The sequence below is a fragment of the Actinomadura chokoriensis genome (assembly GCF_041463665.1).
GTDB lineage: Bacteria > Actinomycetota > Actinomycetes > Streptosporangiales > Streptosporangiaceae > Spirillospora > Spirillospora chokoriensis_A.
The window spans coordinates 79592-104684 of record NZ_JAXCEJ010000014.1; the positions used below are offsets into that span (position 1 = coordinate 79592).

Consider the following 25093-nt stretch of genomic DNA (forward strand, 5'->3'; position numbering starts at 1 on the left):
CGCGGGCGGATCCCCCGGCTCGCGGGATGGGGCGGCCGCGGCCGGGCGGCGAGGCTCGGCGGCATGGATATCGCGATCATCGGGGCGGGCGCGGCGGCCGTCGCGCTGCTGGACGCCCTCGACCCCTCGGACGTGCGGTCCGTCACCGTGTTCGACCCGTCGGAATCGCCGTGGCGGGGCCGTCCCTACCGGCCCGACCTGGACTCCGTCCTCGTCAACGTCCCGCCGCAGATCATGTCGATCCGGTTCGGGGATCGGGAGCACTACGCCCGCTGGCTGGACGGGCAGGCGGGGGTCCACATCGACGAGCGCCTCGGCGCCCCGGTCCCGCCGCGCGCCTTCTACGGGCGGTACCTGGAGGACACCGCCGAGGCCGCGCTCGCCCGTTTCGCCAAGTCAGAAGTGGTCCCGTCGGTCGTGACCGGTGTGTCCCTCGACGGCCGCCCGACCGTCCGGACGGCGGACGGCCGGACCCGCACCGCCGACCGGGTCGTCCTGTGCGTCGGAGGCGGCGCGCCCCACGACCTCTACGGGCTGGCGGGCGCGCCCGGCTTCGCCGCCGACCCCTACCCGCTGGCGCGGACCCTCGCCGACGTCCCGTCCGGACGGGACGTGGCCGTCATCGGCGCCGGCCTGACCGCGGTCGACATCGTCGTGTCGCTGGCCGCGCGCGGGCACACCGGCCGGATCAGCCTGGTGTCGCGGAGCGGCACGCTCCCGTTCGTCTGGCAGCGTCCGGCCCGCACGGGCATCCGGCACCTGACGCCCGAGCGGCTGCTGTCCCTGGACGGCCCGGTCACCCTGGACGGGTTCGCCGACCTGATCCGCGCGGAGCTGGCGGAACGCGGCGAGAGCTGGGACGAGCTCGCCGCCTGGATCGACGCGGCGATGCGGCGCGACCCGGCCGCGAACCTGCGCGAGCAGCTGGCCATGGTGGACGCCCCGCAGCTCGCCCGCCGGATCGTGCAGGAGGCCGCGCACACCGCCGGTCCGCTCGCGTGGCGGCTGCTTCCGGCGGGCGACCGGGAGCGGCTCCGCGCCCGCCACTTCCGGACGGTCACGAGCCTGGCCTCGCCGATGGTGCCCTGCAACGCCGCCGTGCTCCTGGACCTGTTCGAGGCCGGGACGCTGGAGGCGCTGTCCGGGATCGAGAAGGTCGAGGCCGGCGCCCGGTTCCGGATCACGCACGCGGCGGGCGTCCGCACCGCCGACGTCGTGATCAACGCGGTCAATCCGCCGCCGCACGCGATCCCTCGGACGGCCGAGGCGCTCGCCTCGTCCCTCCTGGCGCAGGGTGCGGCGCAGGACCCGGACGGCGGCCTCGCGATCGATTTCGGCACGGGCCGGGTCGTCGTCGGGGACCGGCCCGACCCGCGCCTGCACGTGGTCGGTGACCTGGCCGGCGGCGGGCCGTTCCTCGTGTCGGGCATCCCGGGCGTGGCCGCCCAGGCGCACCGGGCGGCCCGCTCGTTCAGGAGCCGCTGAGCGCGTCGGCGGCGGTGGTGCTGCTGTCGCGCAGGAACGCCTTGCAGCGCTCCGCCTCGTCGTCCTCGCCGATGGCTGCGGCTGCGCGCCCCAGGGCGTGCAGGGCGCGCAGGAAACCGCGGTTGGGCTCGTGCTCCCACGGCACGGGCCCGTGGCCCTTCCAACCCGCCCGGCGCAGCTGGTCGAGGCCGCGGTGGTAGCCGGTCCGGGCGAACGCGTAGGAGTCGATGACCGACCCGTTGGCGAAGGCGCGGTCGGCCAGCTCCGCCCACGCACCCGTGTAGTCGGGGTGGCGCGCGGCGACCTCGAACGGGTCGACGCCGTTCTCCAGGGCCGTCCGGGCTTCGGGGTTGTCCGGCAGTTCGGTCGGAGAAGGGCCGCCGAGCAGGTTCTGGGTCATGCGAGCCATCGTAGGCAGCACCGACGGGCGCCCGGCAACCCGGGCGCGGGCCCGCCGGCTCCCGGCGTGCCCGCGCCCCACCTGGCCGCGGACGCACCCCGTGACCGGGACGCGCCCCCGCGGCTGAAGTGCTACTTGGCGGATCCGAACAGGGACGCGACCAGGTCCGTCAGCTTCGGTGCCGTCGAGCCGGCCGTCTTGACCTGGGTCCGCATGGCCGGGAACAGCTCGGTGTAGCTCTTGCTCGTCAGGTACGCCTGGAAGTTCGCGGAGTTGTTCCCGGACGCCGACGGCAGTCCGGCGCGGAAGTCGACGAGCCAGCCGAGGGCCCCGCATCCGGTGGAGGCGGGCACGGAGAAGGTCGTGTCGTTCATCTTCATGGCGATGGCGTTGTCGAACCACTCGACCGAGCCGTCTTCGCCGGCGAGGTTGAGCGAGACCGGTGCCTTCTTGGAGCCGATGTAGCAGCCGTCGCCGAGCAGATCGTTCTTGAGCTTGATCCTCATGTCGATCGCGGAGGCGTACTGGCCCTGGTCGGTGGTGTAGAGCCTGAAATTGCCGACGTACTTGGTCTTGACCTTGAGGCCGAGCAGCGGGAGAGACCCCGTCCCGGGGATGCCGAGCGCGCCGTCCGGAACCGTCATCGACTTCGACCGCATGCTCACGAAGATGTTGATCGGCTCGTTCGTCGCAGGGTCGAAGCCGCCCTGCAAGGTGATCGAGATCGGCTCGGTGATCTGCTGCGTCATCGAGCCGAGCTTCATGGTGCCGCCGCCGAGGACGATGACCGCGCACTGCCAGTTGGCGGGGTCGGCGCCGACGGGCAGCTGGTCGGGGCAGTCGCCGAAGTCGAACTCGACGGGCGCGTTCTCACCGGGCGCGGCGGCCGCGGGCGCGGCGCCGAGAGCGACGAGGGCCGGGACGGCCAGCGCGAGGGCGGACAGCAGCCGGGCGGACCTTCGCAGGGGCCGCATGCGGGCACGGGAGGGGGAGAGCTTCATGGGGTGGTGCCTTCCTGGCGGACGCGCGATCGCAGCGCGTGAAAACGTTCCAAACCAGTCCGAACTGTAAAGATCCACTTCCCCCTATTTCAAGATCTTTGGCCCGATGCCGCGTATCGATGCCGCGGAACGCATCTGGAACTCGCCTCTGCACGCGACGGCCATCACGGGACGGGTCTGCCGACGCAGGAGAATGTTCAACGTGGCTCAGCGGATGGTCGCGCCAGGGAGGGGCAGGGTGAAGTGCGCCGAGCCGCCGTCGAGGGTGGAGGGCGCGGACGGCCAGCCGTGCCGGACGAAGAGGAGCGCCTGCCGGTTGACGAGGACGACGTCCGCGTCGAACTCGGTGACGCCGCGACGGGCGGCGAGTTGGGACAGGCAGGCGACCAGGACGCTGCCGAGGCCGCGGCGCTGCCACTGGTCGGTGACGAGGACGGCGACGTCCGCGCGCCAGGGCCGGTCCGGATCGCGGACGTACTCGGCGATGCCGGCGATCTCGTCGCCGTCCAGGCCGACCAGGGCCTCGCGGTCCCAGTGGTCGAGGCGTTCGAGCAGGGCCACGTAGTGGTCGGGGATCCGAGGCGTCCCCGAGAAGAACCGCGTGTAGAGGCTGGCGGCGGAGAGCCGGTCCGACATGCGGCGCACGCGGGGCGTGTCGGTGACGCCGTACGGGCGGATCCGCACGTCGTCCAGCGTCGCGTCAACGCAGGCGGCGGCGCGCACATCGAGTTGTGTCATGCAACTCATTGGACCGCAGAAAGTTGCGTGAAGCAACCCTATGGGATCAGGCGGCCGGACCCGGACGGGGCGCCACGTCGGACGGGCCGAGGTGCGCGCCGCAGGAGTCGCAGGTGAACTGCGGGGTCAGCGTGCCGCCGCAGCCCCGGTGGCTGATGATCAGCGGCGGGCCGGCGGGCGCGTAGTGGCGGTCGCCCCACATCAGCAGGGTGATGACCGCCGGCCACAGCTCGACGCCCTTGCGGGTGAGGCGGTACTCGTAGCGCTCCGGACGCTGCTGGTACGGGACGCGGCGCATGATGCCCTCGTCGCACAGCCGGTTCAGCCGGTCCGTGAGGACGTTGCGCGCCACGCCGAGGACGTCCTGGAAGTCGTCGAAGCGCCGCACGCCCTGGAAGGCGCTGCGGATGACCAGCAGCGTCCACCGGTCGCCGACGACCTCGAGCGAGCGGGCGACCGAACAGTTCTGTGACTCGTACGTGCGGGGCAGTGCCACGGCTACGACCCTACTTGAGTTTCGTCAAACAACGCGGTGGCCGGGGGCGCGGCCCCCGGCCACCGGCGCGCTACTTCAGCTTCTTGCCGGCGGACTGGAGGTTCTCGGCGGCCTCGACGATGCGGGCGGCCATCGCGGTCTCGGCGGCCTTGCCCCACGAGCGCGGGTCGTACTGCTTCTTGTTGCCGACCTCGCCGTCGACCTTCAGGACGCCGTCGTAGTTGCGGAACATGTGCTCCGCGACCGGACGCGTGAACGCGTACTGCGTGTCGGTGTCGATGTTCATCTTGATCACGCCGTAGGAGACGGCCTCGCGGATCTCCTCCAGCGACGAGCCGGAGCCGCCGTGGAACACCAGGTCGAACGGCTTGTCCTTGCCGTACTTGGCGCCGACCGCGTCCTGGATCTCCTTGAGCACCTCGGGACGCAGCTTGACCGAGCCCGGCTTGTAGACGCCGTGCACGTTGCCGAACGTCGCGGCGAGGATGTAGCGGCCCTTCTCGCCCACGCCGACGGCCTCGGCGGTCGCGAGCGCGTCGCCCGGCGTCGTGTACAGCTTCTCGTTGATCTCGTTGGCGACGCCGTCCTCCTCGCCGCCGACGACGCCGATCTCCATCTCCATGATGATCCGGGCCTTGGCGCACTCCTCCAGCAGCTCGGCGGCGATCTGCAGGTTCTCGTGCAGCTCGACGGCCGACCCGTCCCACATGTGCGACTGGAACAGCGGTTCCTCGCCGCGCGCCACCCGCTCCTGGGAGATCTTGATCAGCGGACGCATGAAGCCGTCCAGCTTGTCCTTCGGGCAGTGGTCGGTGTGCAGGGCGATGTTCACCGGGTACTTGTCGGCCACGACACGGGCGTACTCGGCGAGCGCGGTCGCGCCGACGACCATGTCCTTCACGGTGGAGCCGGACAGGTACTCCGCTCCGCCGGTGGACACCTGCACGATCCCGTCGCTCTCGGCCTCGGCGAAACCGCGCAGCGCGGCGTTCAGCGTCTGGCTGGACGTCACGTTGATCGCGGGGAAGGCGAAGCCGTCGTGCTTCGCACGGTCGAGCATCTCCGCGTAGACCTCGGGCGTTGCGATGGGCATTGTCAGCGTCCTTTCATACGCAGCGTGCCGCCGGGCCGTCCCGCCGGGCGGTAGCACCCGGACGTCCGAGTACCCAGGTAAGGGCCCAGGTCACACGTCGTCCGGGTCGAGCATGCCGTCCACCCTCAGTATCCCGCCTCTGCGGAGTGGGTTGAAAGGTACGCTCGCGGTGTGGATCTCACGAGCCTTCCCCTAAGCATCACCGAGTGGCTGCACCCGACCGCCTGGCTGCAGCTCTTCGGCACGTTCGCGACGATCGGCGTGCTCGCCATCATCTTCGCGGAGACCGGACTGCTGTTCGGCTGCATCCTTCCGGGCGACTCGCTGCTGTTCACGGCGGGGATCCTGACGGCGGTCTCGACCGTCAACGGGCAGGAGTTCCAGCCGCTTTCGCTGCCCTGGCTGCTCATCGGCGGCCCGATCGCGGCGATCGCCGGCGCCCAGCTCGGGCACTGGCTCGGCGCCAGATACGGCCGGAAGCTGTTCGACCGGCCGGACTCGCGCATCTTCAAGCAGGAGTGGGTGGAGAAGGCCGAGTACTACTTCAACCGCTTCGGCCCCGCGAAGGCCGTGGTGCTGGCCCGGTTCATCCCGATCGTGCGGACGTTCCTGAACCCACTCGCCGGGATGCTCGGCATGGACGCCAAGAAGTTCTTCGTCTGGAACGCCATCGGCGGCATCCTCTGGACGGACGCGCTGTTCCTGCTGGGCCACTTCCTCGGCTCCGAGGTCCCCGACGTCGAGCGCTACATCCTGCCCGGGGTCGCGATCATCCTGGTCCTGTCGGTCATCCCGATCATCCGAGAGGTCCTGAAGGGGCGTAAATCGGACCATGGTCCGAATAAGAATGGCCCCGAAGACTCACGTCCGTCGCTCAGCGGTGACAGTTATCGCTAACCTCCCCATGTGGGACGTCATCGGTCGGACCCTAGGGGTCTCGCGCGCATACTGATCGCGGCTTTGGCCGTGGTGGCCGCTTTGGCCCTGCTCGTCGTGGGCGGCGTGGCCCTGGTCAACGCGGTATCGGGCGAACCGGACCAGAAGGGGCCATCGACGCCTGCCTCGCCGTCCAGCGACAAGGCCAAGACGACCCCGACCGGCAAGAGCAAGACGACACCGGCGGCCGAGGTGCCGCTCGTGATCAGCGTGACCGGCCAGCCCACGACCGTGATCGTGCGCGTCGCCGACGCCCAGGGCGAGGTGCTCACCAACGGCACGCTCCAAACCGGGGACACGCTGAAGTTCGACCAGGCGCCCCTTCAGGTGGTCGCCGCCAACGGCGGCTCTCTGAAGGTCGTCATCTACGGCAAGGTGCAGCCGCAGAAACCCGCGGGCCAGCGCGGCCAGTGGTTCGTGAGGGCCCAGAGCTGACCCCCTAGTCCAAGCCCAGATCCGCCACGTCGTAGGGGTGGCGGTAAGTGAGCCCCTCCTCCGCGATCCGCCCGGCCGCGCCTCGCTCCAGGATCGTCGCGACCGCGACGACCTCCGCGCCCGCCTCCCGCAGCGCCTCCACCGCCGTCAGGACGGACCCGCCCGTCGTCGAGGTGTCCTCGACGGCGAGGACGCGGCGGCCCTTCACGTCCGGCCCCTCGATGCGCCGCTGCAGCCCGTGCGCCTTGCCCGCCTTGCGGACGACGAACGCGTCCAGCGTCCGCCCGCGCGCGGCCGCCGCGTGCAGCATCGCGGTCGCGACCGGGTCGGCCCCGAGCGTGAGCCCCCCGACGGCGTCGTAACCGAGGTCGGCGGTCTCGTCCAGCATGACCCGCCCCACGAGCGGCGCCGCGGCGCCGTCCAGCGTCACCCGGCGCAGGTCCACGTACCAGGACGCCCGCTTGCCCGACGACAGCACGAAGTCGCCGTGCACGACGGCCTGGTCCTTGATCTTCTGCAGCAGTTCGTCACGATCGCTCACCCTCAGAGCCTATTGACCCCGCTCACGTGTCAGGCCGCGGCCATGCGGTTCGGCGCGTGTAGGTTCGGCGGGTGACACCCGGCACCGTCGTCCTGCTGCACGCCCCGAACGCCACCGCGGCCTCCTGGGGCGATCTGCCCGAGATGCTCCGTTCGTACGGCTTTGACGTGGTGGCCCCGGACGTCCCGGACGAGACCGGCCCCCGCTACATCGCCCGCGTCTCGCTGATCATCACCGCGACGGACCCGGCGGTGCCGCTCGTCCTCGTCGCGCACGGCGCCGCCGGCCCCCTCCTGCCCGGCATCGCGCTCGCCCAGCGCGCGGCCCACCGCCCCATCGCCGGCTTCGCGTTCGTCGACGCCGACCTGCCCCACCGCGGCCAGCACGACCACGGCGCCCCCGAGAACGACCTCCCCATGGCCCCAGATTGGCCCGAGGCGCCCTGCGGCTACCTACGCACCCATGCGGACCGATCCGCCTCGTCCGACCACGAGGAGGCCGTCAGAGAGGCGCGCCTACGCGGCTGGGCCGTAACCGACCACGACCCCCCGACAACCGTCGCCCAATCCCTGACCGAACTGATAACAGCGATGTAGCCCAGCCCGCAATAGATCACGCGTTCTTCAGTAGGTCGTCCAGGAGGGCGTCGTAGTCGTCTTCGCTTCGGCCGAGGTCTACGCGGGCGCGGTAGCGGAGGCGTAGCAGGGCTTCGAGGCTGTCTTCGGCGATGGCCGCGTCGTCCGGGCCGGGGGTGAGGGAGTCGGCGTCGGGGGTGGGAGCCTCGTCGGGGCCGCCGCCCATGCCGGTGCCGACGGCGCGGTCGCGGAGGGCGAGGACGACGTCTGCGCCGCTGGTGGCCCATTCGTGGGCGCCGGTCGCGTCGCCTTGGGCGTAGAGGACTTCCGCCACGGCGCGGTACACCTCGGGGTCGCGGGGGCTGTCGGCGCGGATCTGGTCGAGGAGGGTGCGGGCTTCGCCGGCCCGGTCGAGTTCGAAGAGCGCGTCGGCGAGGTAGGCGCGCGGGTCGCCGTAGGTCTCGCCGCCGTCTTCCAGGGCGCTGCGGTACAGCTCGGCGGCTCGGCCGTGGTCGCCGGCATGCTGCCATTGCTCGCCGGCGCGCAGCAGGACGTTGGCGCGTGACACCCCACCGGAGACCGACTCGGCCAGCTCGGACAGCCGGCGGGCCGCCGAGATGTGATCGCCGGTGCGCAGGGTGTCGAACTCCAGGTCGTCGAGATCGTCTTCCGTCACATGCGTCACGCTTCAACGCTACCCGGCGGCGCCCGGCCGAAGCGGGCGAATCGACGATGATCGTCGAATACCGCCGCTTATTTGTCAGCTCACCTGCGAGAACGTTCTAGCGCGTCCCAGAATCCGCGGCGGAGCGCGTGCCGTACCTCGTCGTGCAGCAGGAAGTCGATCGGCAGCGAGGAGCCTTGCAGGAGCCGCGCCTCCAGATCGGACGGCATGCGCGGCTTGCGGGCGAGGACGGCCTCCAGCCACAGCGCGGGCGCGTCCCGGGCGACGGATTCGCCGAAGTCCTGGCCCTCCTGGTGGGCGGCCTTGACCGCGTCCGAGAGGGTCGGGGTGCTCTGCACGGGGACGGGGGACATCTGCTGCGGCCCGGTGTAGGGGCCGTGCTGGCCGCCCTGCTGCGGGGGCATCGACTGCGGGGGCATCGACTGCGGGGGCGGCGGCGGGGAGGGAGCCGGGATGGGCGACGAGTTGTACTGCGGGCCGGGGCTCGGCGGCTGCGCCGGGATGGGCGGCGCCGAGGGGGCCTGGGCGGAGGACTGTCCGGGGAGCGGCGACGGCCCGGACGTGGAGGCGGGCTGGAGCGGGGCCGGCTGGCCTCCGCCGCCGAGGCCGTAGGACGATCCGGCGAGGCCGCCGCCGGTCCCGCCGGGCAGCGGCATCGGGCCGGTGCCCGCGCCGGGGCCGCCGCTCGCGTCGCTGTTCAGCCCGCCGGTCATCGCCGGGCCGAGGTCGCGGACGGACGGGGCGGAGGGGACCGGCGGCCCGCTGACCGGGGACGCGGGCGGCGGGCCGTTGTGCGAGGTCGTGGCGAGGGGACCGAGCGAGCTGCCGTGGCCGTTGGCGCCGCCGTGCCCGTTGGAGAGCGGGCTCGTCCCGGGGGAGGTGCCGGACGCCCCGTCCACGCCGGCGAGCAGGTTGACGTAGGGGCGCAGGTGGCCGGAGCCGATCTCGATGAGGTCGTCGCATTCCTGCCGCAGCACCCGGGAGATCGTCCAGTTGCCGTCGACGGCGACGTGCACGACGGTGACGCGGACGCCGAGGTCCTGCGCGTCGGCGACGATCTGCGCGAGGTCCTCGTCGCCGCTGACCAGGACGGCGTCGGCGAGCGCGCCGTTGCGGGCCAGGGTCATCAGGTCGCGGTGGATCTCGGTGTCGACGCCCTCGCGGCGGCCGGGACGGACCCGGCCGAGCCGCAGCTTGAGGCCGGGCAGGTCGGCGAGCGCGTCGTGCTCGGGCGAGCGGCGTCCTTCGATCGTCGCCTCGTACCAGTAGCAGCGCATCAGCGGCAGGCCGGTGCGTTCCCTGGCGAGGTTGCCGAGCAGTTGCAGGAGCCCGCCGAAGTCCCATGAGACGGTCTCTCGGTGGCGCGTGCCGTGCACGGCCATGCCGCCGTCCGCCAGCAGGTAGCCGGCGTCGACGAACAGCGCGCAGCGATCCATGCGGCACCGTCCTTCCTCAACACGGGAGCTCACAGCGTGCCCGACAAGACGTAGCGACCCCGGGCGCTTATAGCGTAGTGAAGCGCTGCAGCCCAGTAGGCCAATACGGCGATTCGCCACTCTTTCATGACGACCCGCCCGTTGGCGACTCCCCGGTAACCACGAATTGCAAGCCGCGGCGGACGCTACCAGCCGTTTCGGCCCCGCCCCGCGCTTCCGCATGATCTTTACGGGAAGCAGCAGGTCACGAGTTCACTTCCAGGATCTCCGGAAAACTGGAAACCTTTCGAGGTCTCGCTCATTGTGGTGGCTTGACCACTGACCGTCATGCATTTCGGCCGCGTTTCCTTTTCGCGCGCTGCGTCATGGCAGCGCTTCCTCTCAGGTGATGCTCGCGCGGCCCATCTCGGTGAGCTCGCCCCCGCGGTACGGAGTCTCCCAGCGCACGTTGCAATCCCGTCCCGCCAGTTCGACGGTCGCGATGGCGTTGTGGAACCAGGGGCCGTCGGTCATGCGCCACCGGATGGGCGGAACGGGCACTTTCGCGAGCTTCGCCAGCAGGCGGAACGGGCCGCCCGCCGCCCGCGAGTACGCGATGCGGTTCGCCCACTTGAACCTGCCCTGCAGCGGGTTCCGCAGCGGTGAGCAGACGATCTGGGCCACTTTCGACTGCGTGCCGGGCTCGGTGACCCGCGCCAGGTAGGAGTAATGGATGTCGCCGGACAGGAACGAGATGCTCGCCGGCGCCGTACCGCGCTCACCGCGTCCGACGGCGACGACGTCAGCTGCGACGTCGCGGAAGGACTTTTCGAACGCCGCCCAGTGCTCCAGGTCGGCGGCCTGCCGGATCTTCTCTCCGATGCCCGCACCGCGCTTGCCCCAGGCGCCGCCGGCGACGGCCTCGTTCCAGGACTCGGCATGGTGGATCGCCTTGGGAAGCAGGTAGGGCAGAGAGCTCGCGATGAGCAGATGGTCCATGCCGCCTTGGCATTGACCGTTCAGCCACTCGAACTCCTCGTCGTCGAGCATTCCGCGCCGGTCCGCCGTGAGGAGCCTGGAGCATCGGCTGTCGACCACGATCAGGCGGATGCCGCCCCAGTCGTGGGCATAGCTCCAGCGCGTACTGGCAGGTTCCTTGTCGGCCTTCTCGGCGAACTCGTCCAGGACGGCGCCGGCGTCGCCCGTCGTGTCGGACGCCTTGCGCAGCGCCTCGAAGACGGGGTCGGACGCGCGTTCCTGCGGCGACATGTTCCCGAGGTGCTGGTAGATCCAGTACGAGCCGATCCCGCCGGTGATGCGGTCCTTCCACCAGGGCTGGGACCACATCTCCGTGCGCCACGCGTAGGAGGTGTTCCAGTCGTCCCGGATGTCGTGGTCGTCGAAGATCGTGAAGGTGGGGACGGTCGACAGCAGCCACCGGACCGCCGGATCGCCGTGCCAGGCGAGCTTGTAGAGGTGCGTGTAGTCCTCGAAGTCGGCGGCCTCGTCGGCGGGCGGCTCGTCCGGCCCGCGCCGTCCGCCGATGAACGCGCGCATCTCGTCGCTCAGCTCGTCGGCGTAGACCTGGTCGCCGACCATGAGCAGGACGTCCGGCCAGGCGACCGCGTCGCCGCCCGCCCGCAGCCGCTCGGCGAACGCGGCGAGCGCGTCGTACCCGAACTCCTCCACGGTGCCGGGCGAACGGCGGCAGGAGCCGAACGAGATCCGCAGCTTCCCGTCGTCGCCGAGCGTCCTGATCTGGGACGGCGGGAACCCGTCGTCCTCGGGCCAGACGGCCTCGCCGTCGGTCAGCACCTCGTACGGGACGCGCGAGCCAGGCGCGAGCCCCTCGATCTCGACGAGCGCGTAGTGGTGGCCGTGCGCGGTGAACGTCCGGGCCGACGCGTCGACACCGTGCTCCTCGTTGACGACCCGCACCTCGCAGGGCCGTTCGGTCTCCACCCAGATCGTCGCGGTGCGGTGACTCACATGCCGGAGATGGGGCCCGAGTACCAATGCGCTCATAAGACGCCTCTCTAGCGGACCGGACCCCGCCTCGTCCACCCGTCTCAGGCGTCCAGCACTCGCGCCTCGGTCTCGGGGCTCAGCCCCACGGCCGGACGGTCGGGACGTCGTGGTGCTGGGCCGCCAATTGATCGAAGCCAGGCCCAGGTGTCCTCGACCGTTTCCCGGACGGGCCTGCAATGCAGCCCTGCGGAAACAGCCTTGTCGACATTGGCGCAGTGCATGGTGTCGTAGGCCTCGCCAGGAGGAATCCAGATGGGGAGGTCCATCCACGGCTCGATGCCCGCTTCAAGAATCGTCTCCGGGGCCGTCCACACGAGTTCGGCGTCCGAGCCCGTCACCTGGATGCACGCGTTGAGCAGTTCGCTCATCGTTGTGTGGCCGGGCGGGCTGACCAGGTTGTAGGGGCCGGCAAGTTCTTGTTCGACCGCATTCAGAGTCCACGTGGCGAGGTCCCTGACGTCGATGTACTGCAAGCCGCCGTCGCGTGGGCCCGGTGCCAGAACCCGACCGCCTTGAGCGATGCGCGTCAGCCACCATGGGAGCCTTCCGATGTTCTCGTAGGGGCCCAGAATGAGACCGGCTCGCATCAGCAGCGCCTTGTCCCCGAATACGTCGAGCGCTGCCAGTTCTCCGCCGCGCTTGGCCGCCGCGTAGTCGACGTCGCCGTCGTCTGGGGAGCCGTCCACCACCTCGGCGTCTTCCGCGAGCCCGAGCGGCGTGGGAAACCGGTAGACCGAACGGCTGGAGATGTAGACGTACCGCCCCGCCTCGCCCAACAGCCGGGCGGCGTCGCGGACGGCGGACGGTGCTCCCGACCAGGTGTCGACGACCGCGTCCCATTTCCCGCCTTGGAGCGCTTTGAGGCCGCCCTCGGCAGTGCGGTCGCCGTGCAAGGACCGGACGCCTTCGGGCGGCGCGTGGCGTCCCCTGTGGAAAACCGTCACGTCCCACCCGCGCGCCAGGGCGTCCTCGGTGATGGCCCGTCCGACGAACTCCGTCCCGCCCAGCATCAGAAGCCTCATGCGTAGAACTCTGCCTTCTGTACGTTCTATACGGAACGTCCGCACGCTCACGGCGTAACCGGCTGGGCCGCCCGCCGCCCCCCGCCGCCGTGGTCATGGCGGACGGGCGGAGGTTGTGGGTGCGCCGGAATGGGCTGGGCAGGGCGGCCCGATTCCGCGGCCCTTAGCGCTATAAGGGCGCTGACCGGTCCGCATACTCGGTGGTATTCATACCCCACTCGGACGATCTCGTGGGGGTTTAACTCTTTCGTGGTGCAAGGCGCAAAATTCTGGCTATGGTCGAGTTACTGCAACTCTCATTCGGTGGGGGGATGGGTGCGGATTGACGACCGCCTTGCGCGGATGATGACGATCCCGGGGGCGCAGCGGGTGACCCTGATCGACTGCGCCAGCGGGCTCGCCGTGGCCGCGGCGGGCCGGGAGGACCTGGTCGACCAGCACGAGGACGCGGCCGGCGCGACCGACGTGGTCCGCGCGGTGCTCGCATCACCGGCGCTCAGCGCCACCGCGGCGGGCGACGACGTCGAGGAGATCATCGTTTGCGGAACGGACGGATATCACCTGCTGGTCCTGTCGGGAGCCGACCTCGACGGGCATCTCGTCGTGCATTTGTTGCTCGACCGGGAAAATGGCAATCTCGCGCTCGCACGCCTGCGCATGGAGGGCCTCGTCCGAGAAATGGCGGACGGCTGACATGACGGGCCGCGACATTCCCGGAATCCTCGCCGAGTTGGAGCGGGAAAGGCGTACCGGCGTGCTCCGCGTCGGCGACGACGGGGCGTTCCAGGTCGAGCGCGGCGCCGTCGCCCACGCCGAGAGCCGGCACGTGCCCGGGCCCGGCGGGCCCGACACCGAACTGCCGGCGCTGCTCGCGATGTTCGACGCCGCCTACTTCCTCCTCGGCTCGGCGGCCGAGCCGGTGTTCACCGAGGGGCCGCCGAGCGGCCGCCCCCGGCGCATCACCGTGGCGACGCTCGTGCACGAGCAGCGCCGGCGCCGCGCCCGCCTGGACGCGGCCTGGCCGGACGGCGGCGTGGACGTCGCGCCCGTCGTGCCGGTCCGGCGCGTCCGGCGGCAGCGCGTCATCCTGACCGGCGTCCAGGCGGAGATCCTGCTCAACGCCGACGACCGGCGCACACCCGCGCGGCTGGCCCGCGACCTCGGCCGGACGGCGTTCGGCTGCCTGCTCGCGGTCCGCGGGCTCGCCGCGGCCTCGCTGGTGCGGACCGACCCGCCGCACGTCCCCGGCGTCCGCCCGAGCCGGAGCGAGATCCCGGTGGAGTGGGCGCCGCCCGACCACGACCTGCTCGACCGGCTCCGGACGGCGCTGGTGGAGCTCGGCTGACCGTGCCGACGACCGCGGGGCCGAAGCGTTTGATCGAAAGGCTGACGAAGGTGGCGAAACGAGCGGGGGCGGGGACGGCGGCGCGGGTCCCCGAGACCGAGGTGGTGGCGGAGCTGCGCGGACTGCGGGCACGCGTCCCGCAGCTCACCGGCAGCCTGGTCGCGTCGGCGGACGGGCTGCTCATCGCGCGGGACCTGCCCGAATCGGTCGAACCGTCCGGGATGGCGGCGGTGACGGCGACGGGCCTGTCCCTCGCGCACCGGATCGCGCAGACCGCGCACGGCGGCGCCTTCCACGAGGTGGTGATCCGCGGGGTGGACGGCTACGTGGTCATCTACGCCGCCGGCCCGACCGCGTCCCTCACCGTCCTCACAGGACCGACCGTCAACGTGGGCCGGCTCCACCTGGAGTCGCGTCCTGCCGCCCGCGCGATCGCCGCGCATCTCTCAGGCACGCGCCGTACGTAGATCACGAATCGGAAGGGGAACACGCATGTCCAACCTCGACCTCTCGCTGAAGGACATGATGTCGATCGACGGGGCCGTCGGCGCCGCCGTCGTCGACTTCAACAGCGGCATGGCCCTCGGGCACCTCGGCAGCTCCAAGGCCCTCGACCTGCAGGTCGCCGCGGCGGGCAACACCGAGGTGGTGCGGGCGAAACTCCGCACGATGGAGCAGCTCGGCCTCAAGGAGGAGATCGAGGACATCCTCATCACCCTCTCCGGCCAGTACCACGTCATCCGGCCGGTGACCGGCCGCAAGGGCAAGGGGCTCTTCCTCTACATGGCCCTCGACCGGTCCCGCGCCAACCTGGCCCTGGCCCGGCACCGCCTACGCGACATCGAGGAGAACCTGGAGGTGTGAGGGCGCGGTGAGCGGCCCGTCCACCGTCGTGCAGGCGGTGGACGGGCCGCGCCGTCAGTCGTGGGGTATTGAGCAGGTAGGCGCGAGGTGAGGCCGTGCCGACGATGACGCCGTCGTCCCTTACCGGTTTCTTACGAAACGCGCCAGCGGTACGCCGGCGGAGGGGACGCCGTGTTGGCTGGAACGTGACCGGGGGCGGCCGATAGCGGTGCCCCGCACGTCACTGTCTGGAGAACCGATGTCTCGTTCTGCCGTTGCCGTCGTGGTGATGGTGCTGGTGGTCGCCGCCGGCGCCGGGCTCTACCTGTTCCAGCCCTGGAAGGCGTTCACTGACACCACGGTGGCCGAGGCCCTGCCGAGCGCCTCTGGGGATGCGACGGCCCCGGAGCGGGAAGCGGTCCCGCCCGGCGATCTCGCCAAGGGCCGTTTCGTCAGCCACGACCACGACACCAGCGGCACGGCCCGCACGATTCGGCTCGCAGGCGGCGGCCAGGTCCTGCGCCTGGAGGACCTGCGCACCTCCGAAGGACCGGACGTGCGGGTCTACCTGTCGACCAGGTCCGCCGGGGCGGTGCGGCAGGGACTCGGGAAGGGCGCGGTCGAACTGGGCAAGCTCAAGGGCAACCTCGGCGACCAGAACTACGCCGTCCCGGCCGATACTGATACCTCCGGGTTCCGTAGCGCCGTGATCTGGTGCAAACGTTTCTCGGTCTCCTTCGGAGCCGCCGATCTCTCCCCCGTGAAGAGCTGATCCCTTGAACCCCCGTCCCACCGCCGGCCACGTCCTGGTCGTGGAGGACGACCCGACCGTCGCCGAGGTCGTCACCGGATACCTCACCCGCGCCGGGTACCAGGTCGCGCATGCCGCCGACGGCCTCGCCGCCCTGGACGCGGCCGCGGCGCTGCGGCCCCGGCTGGTCGTCCTGGACCTGATGCTGCCCGGCCTGGACGGCCTGGAGGTGTGCCGCTGGCTGCGGGCCCAGGACGGCCCGCCGGTGCCGGTGGTGATGCTCACCGCGCGCAATGAGGAGGCCGATCGGATCCTGGGGCTCGAACTGGGCGCCGACGACTACGTGTCCAAGCCGTTCAGTCCCCGCGAACTGGTTCTGCGGGTGGCCTCGGTGCTGCGCCGCGCCGAAGCTCCACCCCCCGCGGCCGCACCGGCACCGCTACGGGCCGGCGACCTGGTCGTCGATCCCGCGGCGCGGCACGCCGTGCGCGGCGGTCGGCGGCTGGCGCTGACGGCGCGCGAGTTCGACCTGCTGGTCTTCCTGCTGCGCCATCCGGGCCGGGTGTTCTCGCGCGAAGAACTGCTGCGGCAGGTGTGGGGATGGGATTTCGGTGACGCCTCGACCGTCACCGTCCACGTGCGGCGGCTGCGGGAGAAGGTCGAGGACGACCCGGCGGCACCCAAGCTCATCTGCACGGTGTGGAGTGCGGGCTACCGTTTCGACCCGCCCGCCGACGGGGCGCCCGGCTCATGACCGAGGTCCTGCTCATCGTGCGGCTGGCGGCGCTGGGCGCCCTGTTCACCGGGGTGCTCGCGGCTCCCGCCGTCCCCCTGCTGCGCCGTCGTTCGGTGGTGTTGTCGATGTTCGCCGTCGCGGCGCTCGCCGTGGTCGCGATGGCGGCGGGCACGATCGCGGTGGCGCTGGAGATGTTCCTGTCCGGGCACGACTTCCAGGTGGTCCTGATCGTGGTCGCGGTGTCGGGCTCGTTCTCCCTGGGCGCCGCGCTACTGTTCGGGGGACGGATCGCCGCGGGCAGCAGGGACCTGGCGGTCGCGGCGCGGGCCGTGGGCAGCGAGGCGGGGTTCGTGCCCCCGGGCGATCCGCCCATCGCCGAACTCGCCGCGCTCGCCGCCGCCCTGGAGGAGGCCGGCGCCCGGCTGAAGGCGGCGCAGGAGCGCGAGCGGGCGCTGGACGCCTCTCGCCGGGACCTGATCGCGTGGATCTCCCACGATCTGCGCACGCCGCTGGCGGGGCTGCGTGCGATGGCCGAGGCTCTGGAGGACGGCATCGCCACCGAACCCGGCCGCTACCACGCCCGCATCCGCGCCGAGGCGGAACGGCTGTCGGGCATGGTCGACGACCTGTTCGAACTATCCCGGATCCAGGCCGGGTCCCTGGAACTGGCCCTGGCCCGGGTCTCGATCTACGACCTGGTGGACGACGCCATCGCCACCGCCCGGCCGCTCGCCGAACAGCACCGGGTACGGCTGCGCGACGGGGGCATCGCGCCCCTGCCGGTCCGGGCCGACGGGCAAGGCATCACTCGGGCGCTGGGGAACCTGCTGGTCAACGCCATCCGCGCGACACCGGCCGACGGCACCGTCACGGTGAGCGCGCACCGCGACGGCGAACTGGTCGTGCTCGCGGTCGAGGACGCCTGCGGCGGCATCCCTGAACCGGACCTGTCCCGCGTGTTCGACACCGGCTGGCGCGGCGGCCAGGCCCGCACCCCGCTCGCCGCTCCGGCCCCCGATGGCGGCACCGCCGCGCGGCAAGGCCGCCTCGGCGACACCGGCGCGGGACTGGGGCTGGCGATCGTACGCGGCATCACCGAAGCCCACACCGGGCACGTCTCGGTCCGCAACACCACCGTGGGATGCCGCTTCGAGCTGACCCTCCCAGCGGCCGACACCGCGACCTCCATCCCCTGAGCAACCGCGAAACGACGGGCCGGCGCGACGCGCCGGCCCGTCGAATCACGTCGAACGCATCACTTCGTGAGCGTCAGGCCGCTCTTCGGCTGGACGGTCAGTTTGTCGGCGGCCTCGTCCAGGTCGACCACGACCTCGTCGCCGTCGCGGACATCGCCGGACAGCAGCTCGCGGGCGAGCTGGTCGCCGATCGCCGTCTGGACGAGGCGGCGCAGCGGCCGTGCCCCGTACAGCGGGTCGTAGCCGGTCAGCGCCAGCCACTCGCGGGCGCCCGGCGTGACGGTCAGCGTCAGCTGCCGGTCGGCGAGCCGCTCGGCCAGCTTGTCGACCTGGAGGTCGACGATGCGGGTCAGCTCGCTCGTGGACAGCGCGTCGAAGAGGATCACGTCGTCGAGGCGGTTCAGGAACTCCGGCTTGAACGAGTCCCGGACGGCGCCCCACACCGCTTCCTTCTTGGCCCCGTTCTCCAGCGTCGGGTCGACGAGGAACTGCGACCCGATGTTGGACGTCAGGATCAGGATCGTGTTGCGGAAGTCGACCGTGCGGCCCTGGCCGTCGGTCAGGCGGCCGTCGTCCAGCACCTGGAGGAGGATGTCGAAGACCTCGGGATGCGCCTTCTCCACCTCGTCCAGCAGGACCGCCGAGTACGGGCGGCGCCGGACGGCCTCGGTGAGCTGCCCGCCCTCCTCGTAGCCGACGTATCCGGGCGGCGCGCCGACCAGCCGCGCGACGCTGTGCTTCTCGGAGTACTCGCTCATGTCGATGCGGGTCATCGCCCGCTCGTCGTCGAACAGGAACTCCGCGAGCGCCTTCGCCAGCTCGGTCTTGCCGACTCCGGTCGGGCCGAGGAACAGGAACGAGCCGGTCGGACGGTCCGGGTCGGAGATGCCCGCGCGGGCGCGGCGCACCGCGTCCGACACGGTGCGGACGGCGGCCTCCTGCCCGATCAGGCGGTGGCCGAGCTCCTCCTCCATGCGGAGCAGCTTCGCCGTCTCGCCCTCCAGGAGGCGTCCCGCCGGGATGCCCGTCCAGGACGCGACCACGTCGGCGACGTCGTCCGGGCCGACCTCCTCCTTGACCATCGCGTCGCGGTTCTCGGCCGCCTCCGACGCCTCCTCCAGCTGCTTCTCCAGCGCCGGGATCTCGCCGTAGGTGAGCCGCGCGGACGTCTCCAGGTCGCCGTCGCGCTGGGCGCGCTCCGCCTCGCCGCGCAGCTGGTCGATCGTCTCCTTGATCTCGCCGACCCGGTTCAGGCTCGCCTTCTCCTTGTCCCAGCGGGCGACGAGGCCGGTGAGGTGCTCCTGCTTGTCGGCGAGGTCCTTGCGCAGCCGGTCGAGCCGCTGCCGGGACGCCTCGTCGGTCTCCTTGGCGAGGTTCAGCTCCTCCATCTTCAGCCGGTCCACCGAGCGCTGCAGCTCGTCGATCTCCACCGGACGGGAGTCGATCTCCATGCGCAGCCGGGACGCGGCCTCGTCCACCAGGTCGATCGCCTTGTCCGGCAGGTACCGGGAGGTGATGTAGCGGTCCGACAGCGTCGCCGCCGCGACCAGCGCCGAGTCGTTGATCTGCACCTTGTGGTGCGCCTCGTAGCGGCCCTTCAGCCCGCGCAGGATCGCGATCGAGTCCTCGACCGTGGGCTCGCCGACGAAGATCTGCTGGAACCGGCGCTCCAGGGCCGGGTCCTTCTCGATGCGCTCGCGGTACTCGTCCAGCGTCGTCGCGCCGATCATGCGCAGCTCGCCGCGCGCCAGCATCGGCTTCAGCATGTTGCCGGCGTCCATCGCGCCCTCGGCCGCGCCCGCCCCGACGACGGTGTGCAGCTCGTCGATGAACGTGACGATCTGCCCTTCGCTCTGCTTGATCTCGTTCAGGACGGCCTTCAGCCGCTCCTCGAACTCGCCGCGGTACTTCGCGCCCGCGACCATCGCGCCGAGGTCCAGCGAGACGAGCTTCTTGCCGCGCAGCGACTCCGGCACGTCGCCCGCGATGATGCGCTGCGCCAGGCCCTCCACGACGGCCGTCTTCCCGACGCCGGGCTCACCGATGAGCACCGGGTTGTTCTTCGTCCGGCGCGACAGCACCTGGACGACCCGGCGGATCTCCGCGTCGCGGCCGATGACGGGGTCGAGCCGGCCGTCGCGGGCCGCCGCCGTCAGGTCGACGCCGTACTTCTCCAGCGACTGGTAGGTGCCCTCCGGGTTCTCGCTGGTGACGCGGGCGTGGCCGCGCACCTTCTCGAACGCGTCCAGCAGCGCCTGCGGCGTCGCGCCGAACTCCTTCAGCAGGCCCGCCGCGGGGCCGCCGTCGGCCGCGAGCCCGACCAGCAGGTGCTCGGTCGAGACGTACTCGTCCTCCAGCTGCTGCGCCCGGTTCGCCGCCGTGTTGATCGACCGCTGGAGCTGGGCCGCCAGCCGCGGGGACGACACCGTCGACCCCTGCGCCCTGGGCTTGGCGGCGAGCTGCTCCTCGGCCCGGCGCCGGATCGTCTGCCAGTCGGCGCCGACCGCTTCCAGCAGCGGCACCGCCGTCCCGTCCGGCAGCGCGATCAGCGACACCAGCAGGTGCTCCGGCTCGACCTCGGGGTGTCCCTCGGCCGCCGCCCTGCGGACCGCGACCGACACCGCCTCCTGGCTCTTCTGCGTCAGCTTGTAGTCCATGTTCCGTCCCCGTGAAAGTGCTGTGCTCGATCTGTGTCGCGATGTGGTGAGTCGGAGTTGCCGGTGTGGAGTCGGGGTTGCGCTGTGTTCGGTCGGAGTTGTGCCGTGTTCAGTCGGAGTTGCGTTCGCGCCAGACGACGACGCTCGTGTGCCTGATCGGCACGAGATCGTTGCCGGGAGTGCCGGTCGACTCGCCGTGCCGCCTATGCTGCGCCAGCCGCGCCGCGACGGACCGGGTCGATTCGAGTTCCTTGGCGAGCTCCTCCAGCGCGGCGTGCGCCTTGCCGAGCTCCTCGCGGAGCCGCACGTTGTCGCGCTGCAGCTCCAGGATGTGCTTGATGCCGGACAGGTTGATGCCCTCGTCCTGCGAGAGCCGCTGGATCTCGCGGAGCATCAGGATGTCGCGCATCGAGTAGCGGCGGCCCCGGCCCGCCGTCCGGCCGGGGGACACGAGGCCCAGCCGGTCGTAGGTCCGCAGCGTCTGCGGATGCAGCCCGGACAGCTGCGCCGCCACCGAGATCACGTAGACCGGAGTGTCGTCGCCGAAGGGATCAGTGCTCATGGCTCACTCCCCGCCCGCTCATGGCCTCAGTCCTGCCTGGCCTGCTGGAGGACGTCGGCGCGCAGTTCCTCGCCGCCGCCCGCCGCGCGGAGCTTCGCGAGGGCCTCGCGCGTCTGCTCGTCGAGCTTCTGCGGGACGTGGACGTCGACGGTGACGAGCATGTCGCCCTTCGTGCCGTCGCGCCGCGTCGCGCCGCGGCCCTTCACGCGGAACTTGCGGCCGTTGGGCGTGCCCTCCGGCAGCTTCAGCGTGACGGGCTGCCCCTGGAACGTCGGCACCCGGATCTCGGCGCCGAGCGCCGCCTCGGGGAACGTCACCGGGACGGTCAGCGTGAGGTTGTCGCCGCTGCGCCCGAACACCGGGTGCGGAAGCACCTTGATGTTCACGTACAGGTCGCCGGCCGGGCCGCCGTTCTCGCCGGGGGCGCCCTTGCCCTTCAGCCTGATCTTCTGCCCGTTCGCGACGCCCGCCGGGATGCGGGCCTGGATCGTCCGGGTGCCGGTCGCGCGGCCGCTGCCGTGGCAGATCGGGCACGGGTCGTCCACGACGAGGCCCCGGCCGCGGCACTCCTTGCACGGCTCCTGGAAGCCGAAGTTGCCGAGGTTGCGGGTCTCGTGCCCGGTGCCCTCGCAGTTCGGGCACACCCGCGGCACGGTGCCGGCCTTCGCGCCCGTCCCGCGGCAGCTGTCGCACGCCGCCTCGCTGGTCAGCTTGAGCGGGACGGTCACGCCGTTCATCGCGCGGCCGAACGACAGCGTCACCTCGGTCTCGACGTCCGAGCCGCGCCGCGCGCGCCGCGTGCCGGTCGTGCGGGTGCCCGCGCCGCCCCGGCCGAACAGGCCGCCGAACAGGTCGCCGATGCGCTCTCCCGCGCCGCCCGTCTGCGTCCCGGTGCCGCCCTGGCCGAACAGGTCGCCGAGGTCGAAGCCGAACCCGCCGCCCTGCTGGCCGCGGAACCCGCCCGGCATCGACCGGACGGTGTCGTACTCCTTGCGGCGCTTCTCGTCCGACAGGACGTCGTAGGCCTCGGAGACCTCCTTGAAGCGGTCCTCGGCGTCGCTGTCGCCCTTGTTCGCGTCCGGGTGGTACTTGCGCGCCAGCTTCCGGTAGGACTTCTTGATCTCCTCCTGCGAGGCCGTCTTGGCGACACCGAGGACCTTGTAGTAGTCCTTCTCCAGGTAGTCCTTGGTGCTCACGGCGCCCCGCCTTCTGCTATCGCCACTTGCCACATGTCTTCATGCCCCCCTTCGGGGCCCGCCCCGCGGGGCGGGCCCCGAAGGGCTCATTCGCCGTCGTCGCCCGGCTCGCCGTCGGCCTCGCCGGCGGCGGCGTCCGGGTCGGGGTCGGCCACCGCGACGCGCGCGGCCCGCAGGACGCGCTCGCCGATCCGGTAGCCGGGCTGGAGGACGTCCACGACACTCGTCTCGGTCACGTCCGCCGAGTGGGTGTGCATGAGCGCCTCGTGCACGGTCGGGTCGAAGGGCTCGCCCTTCTCGCCGTACCGCTCCAGGCCGAGCTTGCCGGTGACCGCCTCCAGGCTCTCCGCGACGGACTTGAACCCGCCGGTGAGCTCGTCGTGGTCACGGGCACGGCCGATGTCGTCCAGCACCGGGAGCAGCTCGGACAGCACCTGCCCGAGGGCCTGCTCACGGACCGCGACCCGGTCGCGCTCGACGCGCTTGCGGTAGTTGTCGTACTCCGCCTTCAGCCGCTGGAGGTCGGCGAGACGTTCCGTCAGCTGGGTCTTGAGCGAGGAGACCTCCTCGTCGGAGGCCGCGCCCGCCTTGTCGGCGCCCCCGGCCGGGGCCTCCGGTGCCGGCGACTCCGCCGCCGGCGCCCGGACTTCCCCCGTCTCGGGATCGATGCGCCGCTTGTCGCGGATCACCGGGCCCTCCTTCTCCTCGCCCTCGTCAGGGGCGGACGTCACGATGCACCACCTATCCGGGGGGCGACCCCCAGACCCCCGGAGGGGAGTGCCGACGATCCTCGCTTCGCTGCGGTCATCGGCCCTCCTCCTTCGGCTTGTCCTCGTCCACGATCTCCGCGTCGACGACCTCGTCGTCCTGCGGCCCCTGCGCGTCGGCCGTCGGACCGTGGTCCTCGGCACCGGCCTGGGCGCCCTCGGGGTTCTGCGCGTACATCGCCGCGCCCATCTTCTGGCTGATCTGCGCGAGCTTCTCGGCGCTGCCCTTGATGGCGTCGACGTCGGTGCCGTCCAGGGCCTTCTTCACCTCGGCGACCGCGTCGTTCACCTCGGTCTTCAGCTCCGCGGGGACCTTCTCGTCGTTCTCCCGCAGGAACTTCTCGGTCGAGTACGCGAGGGTGTCGGCCTGGTTGCGGACGTCGGCCTCCTCCTTGCGCTTGCGGTCCTCCTCGGCGTAGTCCTCGGCGTCGCGCATCATCTTCTCGATGTCCTCCTTCGGCAGCGCGCTGCCTCCGGTGATGACCATCGACTGCTCGCGGCCGGTGCCCTGGTCCTTCGCGCTGACGTTCACGATGCCGTTCGCGTCGATGTCGAAGGTGACCTCGATCTGCGGGACGCCGCGCGGCGCCGGCGGCAGACCGGTGAGCTGGAAGGTGCCGAGCTTCTTGTTGTACGCGGCGATCTCGCGCTCGCCCTGGTAGACCTGGATCTCCACGGACGGCTGGTTGTCGTCGGCGGTGGTGAACGTCTCCGACCGCTTGGTCGGGATCGTGGTGTTCCGCTCGATGATCTTGGTGAAGATGCCGCCCTTGGTCTCGATGCCGAGGCTCAGCGGGGTCACGTCCAGCAGCAGGACGTCCTTGACCTCGCCCTTGAGCACGCCGGCCTGGAGGCTGGCGCCGATCGCGACGACCTCGTCGGGGTTGACGCCCTTGTTCGGCTCCTTGCCGCCGGTCAGCTCCTTGACCAGCTCGGACACCGCGGGCATCCGGGTCGAACCACCGACCAGGACGACCTGGTCGATCTTGTCGACGGTGATGCCGGCGTCCTTCAGCACCGACTGGAACGGCGCCTTGGTCCGGTCGAGCAGGTCGGAGGTCATCCGCTGGAACTCGCCGCGGGTGAGCTTCTCGTCCAGGTGCAGCGGGCCCTCGCTGGACGCCGTGATGTACGGCAGGTTGATCTGCGTCTCGGACGAACCGGACAGCTCGATCTTCGCCTTCTCCGCGGCCTCGCGCAGCCGCTGCAGCGCCATCTTGTCCTTGGACAGGTCGACGCCGTTGGCGTTCTTGAACTTCTCGACCAGCCAGTCGACGATCTTGTTGTCCCAGTCGTCGCCGCCCAGGTGGTTGTCGCCGCTGGTGGCCTTGACCTCGACCACCCCGTCGCCGACCTCCAGCAGGGAGACGTCGAACGTGCCGCCGCCGAGGTCGAAGACCAGGATGGTGGCCTCGTTCTCCTTCTCCAGGTGGTAGGCGAGCGCCGCCGAGGTCGGCTCGTTGATGATGCGCAGGACGTTCAGGCCCGCGATCTGGCCGGCCTCCTTGGTGGCCTGCCGCTGGTGGTCGGAGAAGTAGGCGGGAACCGTGATCACCGCGTCGGTGATGGTCTCGCCCAGGTAGGACTCGGCGTCCCGCTTCAGCTTCTGCAGCACGAACGCGCTGACCTGCTGCGGGTTGAAGTCCTTGTCGTCGATCTTGGTCTTCCAGTCGGTGCCCATCTCGCGCTTGACCGACCGGATGGTCCGGTCGACGTTGGTGACCGCCTGGCGCTTGGCGACCTCGCCGACCAGAACCTCGCCGTTCTTGGCGAAGGCGACGACGGACGGCGTGGTCCGCGACCCCTCCGCGTTCGCGATGACGGTGGGCTCGCCGCCCTCCAGAATCGCGACGACCGAGTTGGTCGTCCCGAGGTCGATGCCGACCGCACGTGCCATGTTCTCGTCCTCCGTCGTTCTTCGTCGCTATCGCAGCCCCGGTCGCCCCCAGGGCGCGGCCGGTTCGTCTTCTCTGTCGGCAAGGTTGCCCGGATCCCGCTCGCTTGTCAAATGACTTGAGCGGACCTCACTCAACTTTGCTGACGACCTCTACAACAGGACGATTGAGCAACCTATTCCGGTTCCCGCAGGCGCGCCCGCCGGGAAGAGACCGTCCGGGCGGAGGACGGGACATCCGCCGCACGGAGGAGGGCGGGGACGGGTGGCGGCGAGGCCGCCGCGAAAGGCCGGAA

The 25093-nt window shown here is 71.1% G+C and carries 26 protein-coding genes; 11 read left to right on the top strand and 15 right to left on the bottom strand.

The genetic code is table 11. The features are described 5' to 3' along the window. Positions 1-63 precede the first annotated feature (63 nt). Positions 64-1485 (top strand): FAD/NAD(P)-binding protein, encoded by a 1422-nt coding sequence (locus SM418_RS21670; protein ID WP_371943187.1) that lies wholly within the window; start codon positions 64-66, stop codon positions 1483-1485. Here the strand turns inward: SM418_RS21670 and SM418_RS21675 are convergent. The 5 genes from SM418_RS21675 to fbaA all read right to left on the bottom strand — a co-directional run bounded on the left by SM418_RS21675 (position 1472) and on the right by fbaA (position 5213). Continuing rightward, positions 1472-1894, bottom strand: coding sequence for a DUF3151 domain-containing protein (locus SM418_RS21675; RefSeq protein WP_371943186.1), 423 nt, complete (start codon positions 1892-1894; stop codon positions 1472-1474). The genes SM418_RS21670 and SM418_RS21675 overlap by 14 nt on opposite strands. Positions 1895-2016: 122 nt before the next feature. After that, complete coding sequence (locus SM418_RS21680) at positions 2017-2859, bottom strand: hypothetical protein (RefSeq protein WP_371943185.1); 843 nt, start codon at positions 2857-2859, stop codon at positions 2017-2019. A 234-nt stretch (positions 2860-3093) separates the two neighbouring features. Next, positions 3094-3624 carry a GNAT family N-acetyltransferase gene (locus tag SM418_RS21685; protein ID WP_371943184.1) on the bottom strand — a complete coding sequence of 177 codons (531 nt, stop codon included), beginning with the start codon at positions 3622-3624 and terminating at the stop codon, positions 3094-3096. A gap of 46 nt (positions 3625-3670) precedes the next feature. Continuing rightward, positions 3671-4120 carry a winged helix-turn-helix transcriptional regulator gene (locus SM418_RS21690; RefSeq protein WP_371943183.1) on the bottom strand — a complete coding sequence of 150 codons (450 nt, stop codon included), beginning with the start codon at positions 4118-4120 and terminating at the stop codon, positions 3671-3673. 70 nt (positions 4121-4190) lie between these two features. Continuing rightward, positions 4191-5213 carry a class II fructose-bisphosphate aldolase gene (fbaA, locus tag SM418_RS21695; RefSeq protein WP_371943182.1) on the bottom strand — a complete coding sequence of 341 codons (1023 nt, stop codon included), beginning with the start codon at positions 5211-5213 and terminating at the stop codon, positions 4191-4193. A 171-nt stretch (positions 5214-5384) separates the two neighbouring features. On the opposite strand from fbaA, the gene SM418_RS21700 reads away from it, so the two are divergent. Beyond that, entirely contained in the window at positions 5385-6110 is a 726-nt protein-coding gene (locus tag SM418_RS21700; RefSeq protein WP_371943181.1) for a DedA family protein, read from the top strand. A gap of 72 nt (positions 6111-6182) precedes the next feature. Next, positions 6183-6584, top strand: a complete 402-nt coding sequence (locus SM418_RS21705) for a RodZ domain-containing protein (RefSeq protein WP_371943278.1) — start codon at positions 6183-6185, stop codon at positions 6582-6584. 4 nt (positions 6585-6588) lie between these two features. Here SM418_RS21705 and pyrE read toward each other — a convergent pair whose 3' ends face one another. After that, positions 6589-7125, bottom strand: a complete 537-nt coding sequence (pyrE, locus tag SM418_RS21710) for an orotate phosphoribosyltransferase (protein WP_371943180.1) — start codon at positions 7123-7125, stop codon at positions 6589-6591. A gap of 71 nt (positions 7126-7196) precedes the next feature. On the opposite strand from pyrE, the gene SM418_RS21715 reads away from it, so the two are divergent. Then, complete coding sequence (locus SM418_RS21715) at positions 7197-7721, top strand: lipase family protein (protein ID WP_371943179.1); 525 nt, start codon at positions 7197-7199, stop codon at positions 7719-7721. A gap of 16 nt (positions 7722-7737) precedes the next feature. On the opposite strand, the gene SM418_RS21720 is transcribed toward SM418_RS21715, so the two are convergent. From SM418_RS21720 to SM418_RS21735, 4 genes are all read right to left on the bottom strand, one after another. Continuing rightward, positions 7738-8385: a tetratricopeptide repeat protein gene (locus tag SM418_RS21720; RefSeq protein WP_371943178.1), complete on the bottom strand. Its 648-nt coding sequence runs from the start codon at positions 8383-8385 to the stop codon at positions 7738-7740. Between the two features lie 80 nt (positions 8386-8465). Continuing rightward, positions 8466-9821: an NYN domain-containing protein gene (locus tag SM418_RS21725; protein ID WP_371943177.1), complete on the bottom strand. Its 1356-nt coding sequence runs from the start codon at positions 9819-9821 to the stop codon at positions 8466-8468. 381 nt (positions 9822-10202) lie between these two features. After that, the gene (locus SM418_RS21730; RefSeq protein WP_443098388.1) at positions 10203-11825 is read right to left on the bottom strand and encodes an alkaline phosphatase D family protein; all 1623 of its coding nucleotides are present in this window, start codon (positions 11823-11825) and stop codon (positions 10203-10205) included. Between the two features lie 44 nt (positions 11826-11869). Next, positions 11870-12850: an NAD-dependent epimerase/dehydratase family protein gene (locus SM418_RS21735; protein ID WP_371943174.1), complete on the bottom strand. Its 981-nt coding sequence runs from the start codon at positions 12848-12850 to the stop codon at positions 11870-11872. A 315-nt stretch (positions 12851-13165) separates the two neighbouring features. Here SM418_RS21735 and SM418_RS21740 point away from each other — a divergent pair, with 315 nt between their 5' ends. The 7 genes from SM418_RS21740 (at position 13166) to SM418_RS21770 (ending at position 17721) form a co-directional block, all read left to right on the top strand. After that, entirely contained in the window at positions 13166-13543 is a 378-nt protein-coding gene (locus tag SM418_RS21740) for a hypothetical protein (RefSeq protein ID WP_371943172.1), read from the top strand. Between the two features lies 1 nt (position 13544). After that, positions 13545-14195: a hypothetical protein gene (locus SM418_RS21745; RefSeq protein WP_371943171.1), complete on the top strand. Its 651-nt coding sequence runs from the start codon at positions 13545-13547 to the stop codon at positions 14193-14195. Positions 14196-14245: 50 nt separating this feature from the next. Further along, positions 14246-14662, top strand: coding sequence for a roadblock/LC7 domain-containing protein (locus SM418_RS21750; RefSeq protein WP_371943170.1), 417 nt, complete (start codon positions 14246-14248; stop codon positions 14660-14662). Positions 14663-14687: 25 nt separating this feature from the next. Continuing rightward, the gene (locus SM418_RS21755) at positions 14688-15059 is read left to right on the top strand and encodes a hypothetical protein (RefSeq protein WP_371943169.1); all 372 of its coding nucleotides are present in this window, start codon (positions 14688-14690) and stop codon (positions 15057-15059) included. A 238-nt stretch (positions 15060-15297) separates the two neighbouring features. Continuing rightward, positions 15298-15810 carry a DM13 domain-containing protein gene (locus SM418_RS21760; protein ID WP_371943168.1) on the top strand — a complete coding sequence of 171 codons (513 nt, stop codon included), beginning with the start codon at positions 15298-15300 and terminating at the stop codon, positions 15808-15810. 4 nt (positions 15811-15814) lie between these two features. After that, complete coding sequence (locus tag SM418_RS21765; protein WP_371943167.1) at positions 15815-16543, top strand: response regulator transcription factor; 729 nt, start codon at positions 15815-15817, stop codon at positions 16541-16543. Beyond that, complete coding sequence (locus SM418_RS21770) at positions 16540-17721, top strand: sensor histidine kinase (protein ID WP_371943165.1); 1182 nt, start codon at positions 16540-16542, stop codon at positions 17719-17721. Before SM418_RS21765 ends, SM418_RS21770 begins: the two co-directional genes overlap by 4 nt. A gap of 59 nt (positions 17722-17780) precedes the next feature. On the opposite strand, the gene clpB is transcribed toward SM418_RS21770, so the two are convergent. The 5 genes from clpB to dnaK form a co-directional block, all read right to left on the bottom strand. After that, positions 17781-20378, bottom strand: a complete 2598-nt coding sequence (gene clpB, locus SM418_RS21775) for an ATP-dependent chaperone ClpB (protein WP_371943164.1) — start codon at positions 20376-20378, stop codon at positions 17781-17783. Positions 20379-20487: 109 nt separating this feature from the next. Continuing rightward, positions 20488-20940 carry a heat shock protein transcriptional repressor HspR gene (locus SM418_RS21780; protein ID WP_371943162.1) on the bottom strand — a complete coding sequence of 151 codons (453 nt, stop codon included), beginning with the start codon at positions 20938-20940 and terminating at the stop codon, positions 20488-20490. Positions 20941-20966: 26 nt separating this feature from the next. After that, the gene (gene dnaJ / locus SM418_RS21785) at positions 20967-22136 is read right to left on the bottom strand and encodes a molecular chaperone DnaJ (protein ID WP_371943160.1); all 1170 of its coding nucleotides are present in this window, start codon (positions 22134-22136) and stop codon (positions 20967-20969) included. Between the two features lie 86 nt (positions 22137-22222). Then, positions 22223-22870, bottom strand: coding sequence for a nucleotide exchange factor GrpE (grpE, locus tag SM418_RS21790; RefSeq protein WP_371943277.1), 648 nt, complete (start codon positions 22868-22870; stop codon positions 22223-22225). 70 nt (positions 22871-22940) lie between these two features. After that, the gene (gene dnaK / locus SM418_RS21795; protein WP_371943158.1) at positions 22941-24800 is read right to left on the bottom strand and encodes a molecular chaperone DnaK; all 1860 of its coding nucleotides are present in this window, start codon (positions 24798-24800) and stop codon (positions 22941-22943) included. Positions 24801-25093: the final 293 nt, after the last annotated feature.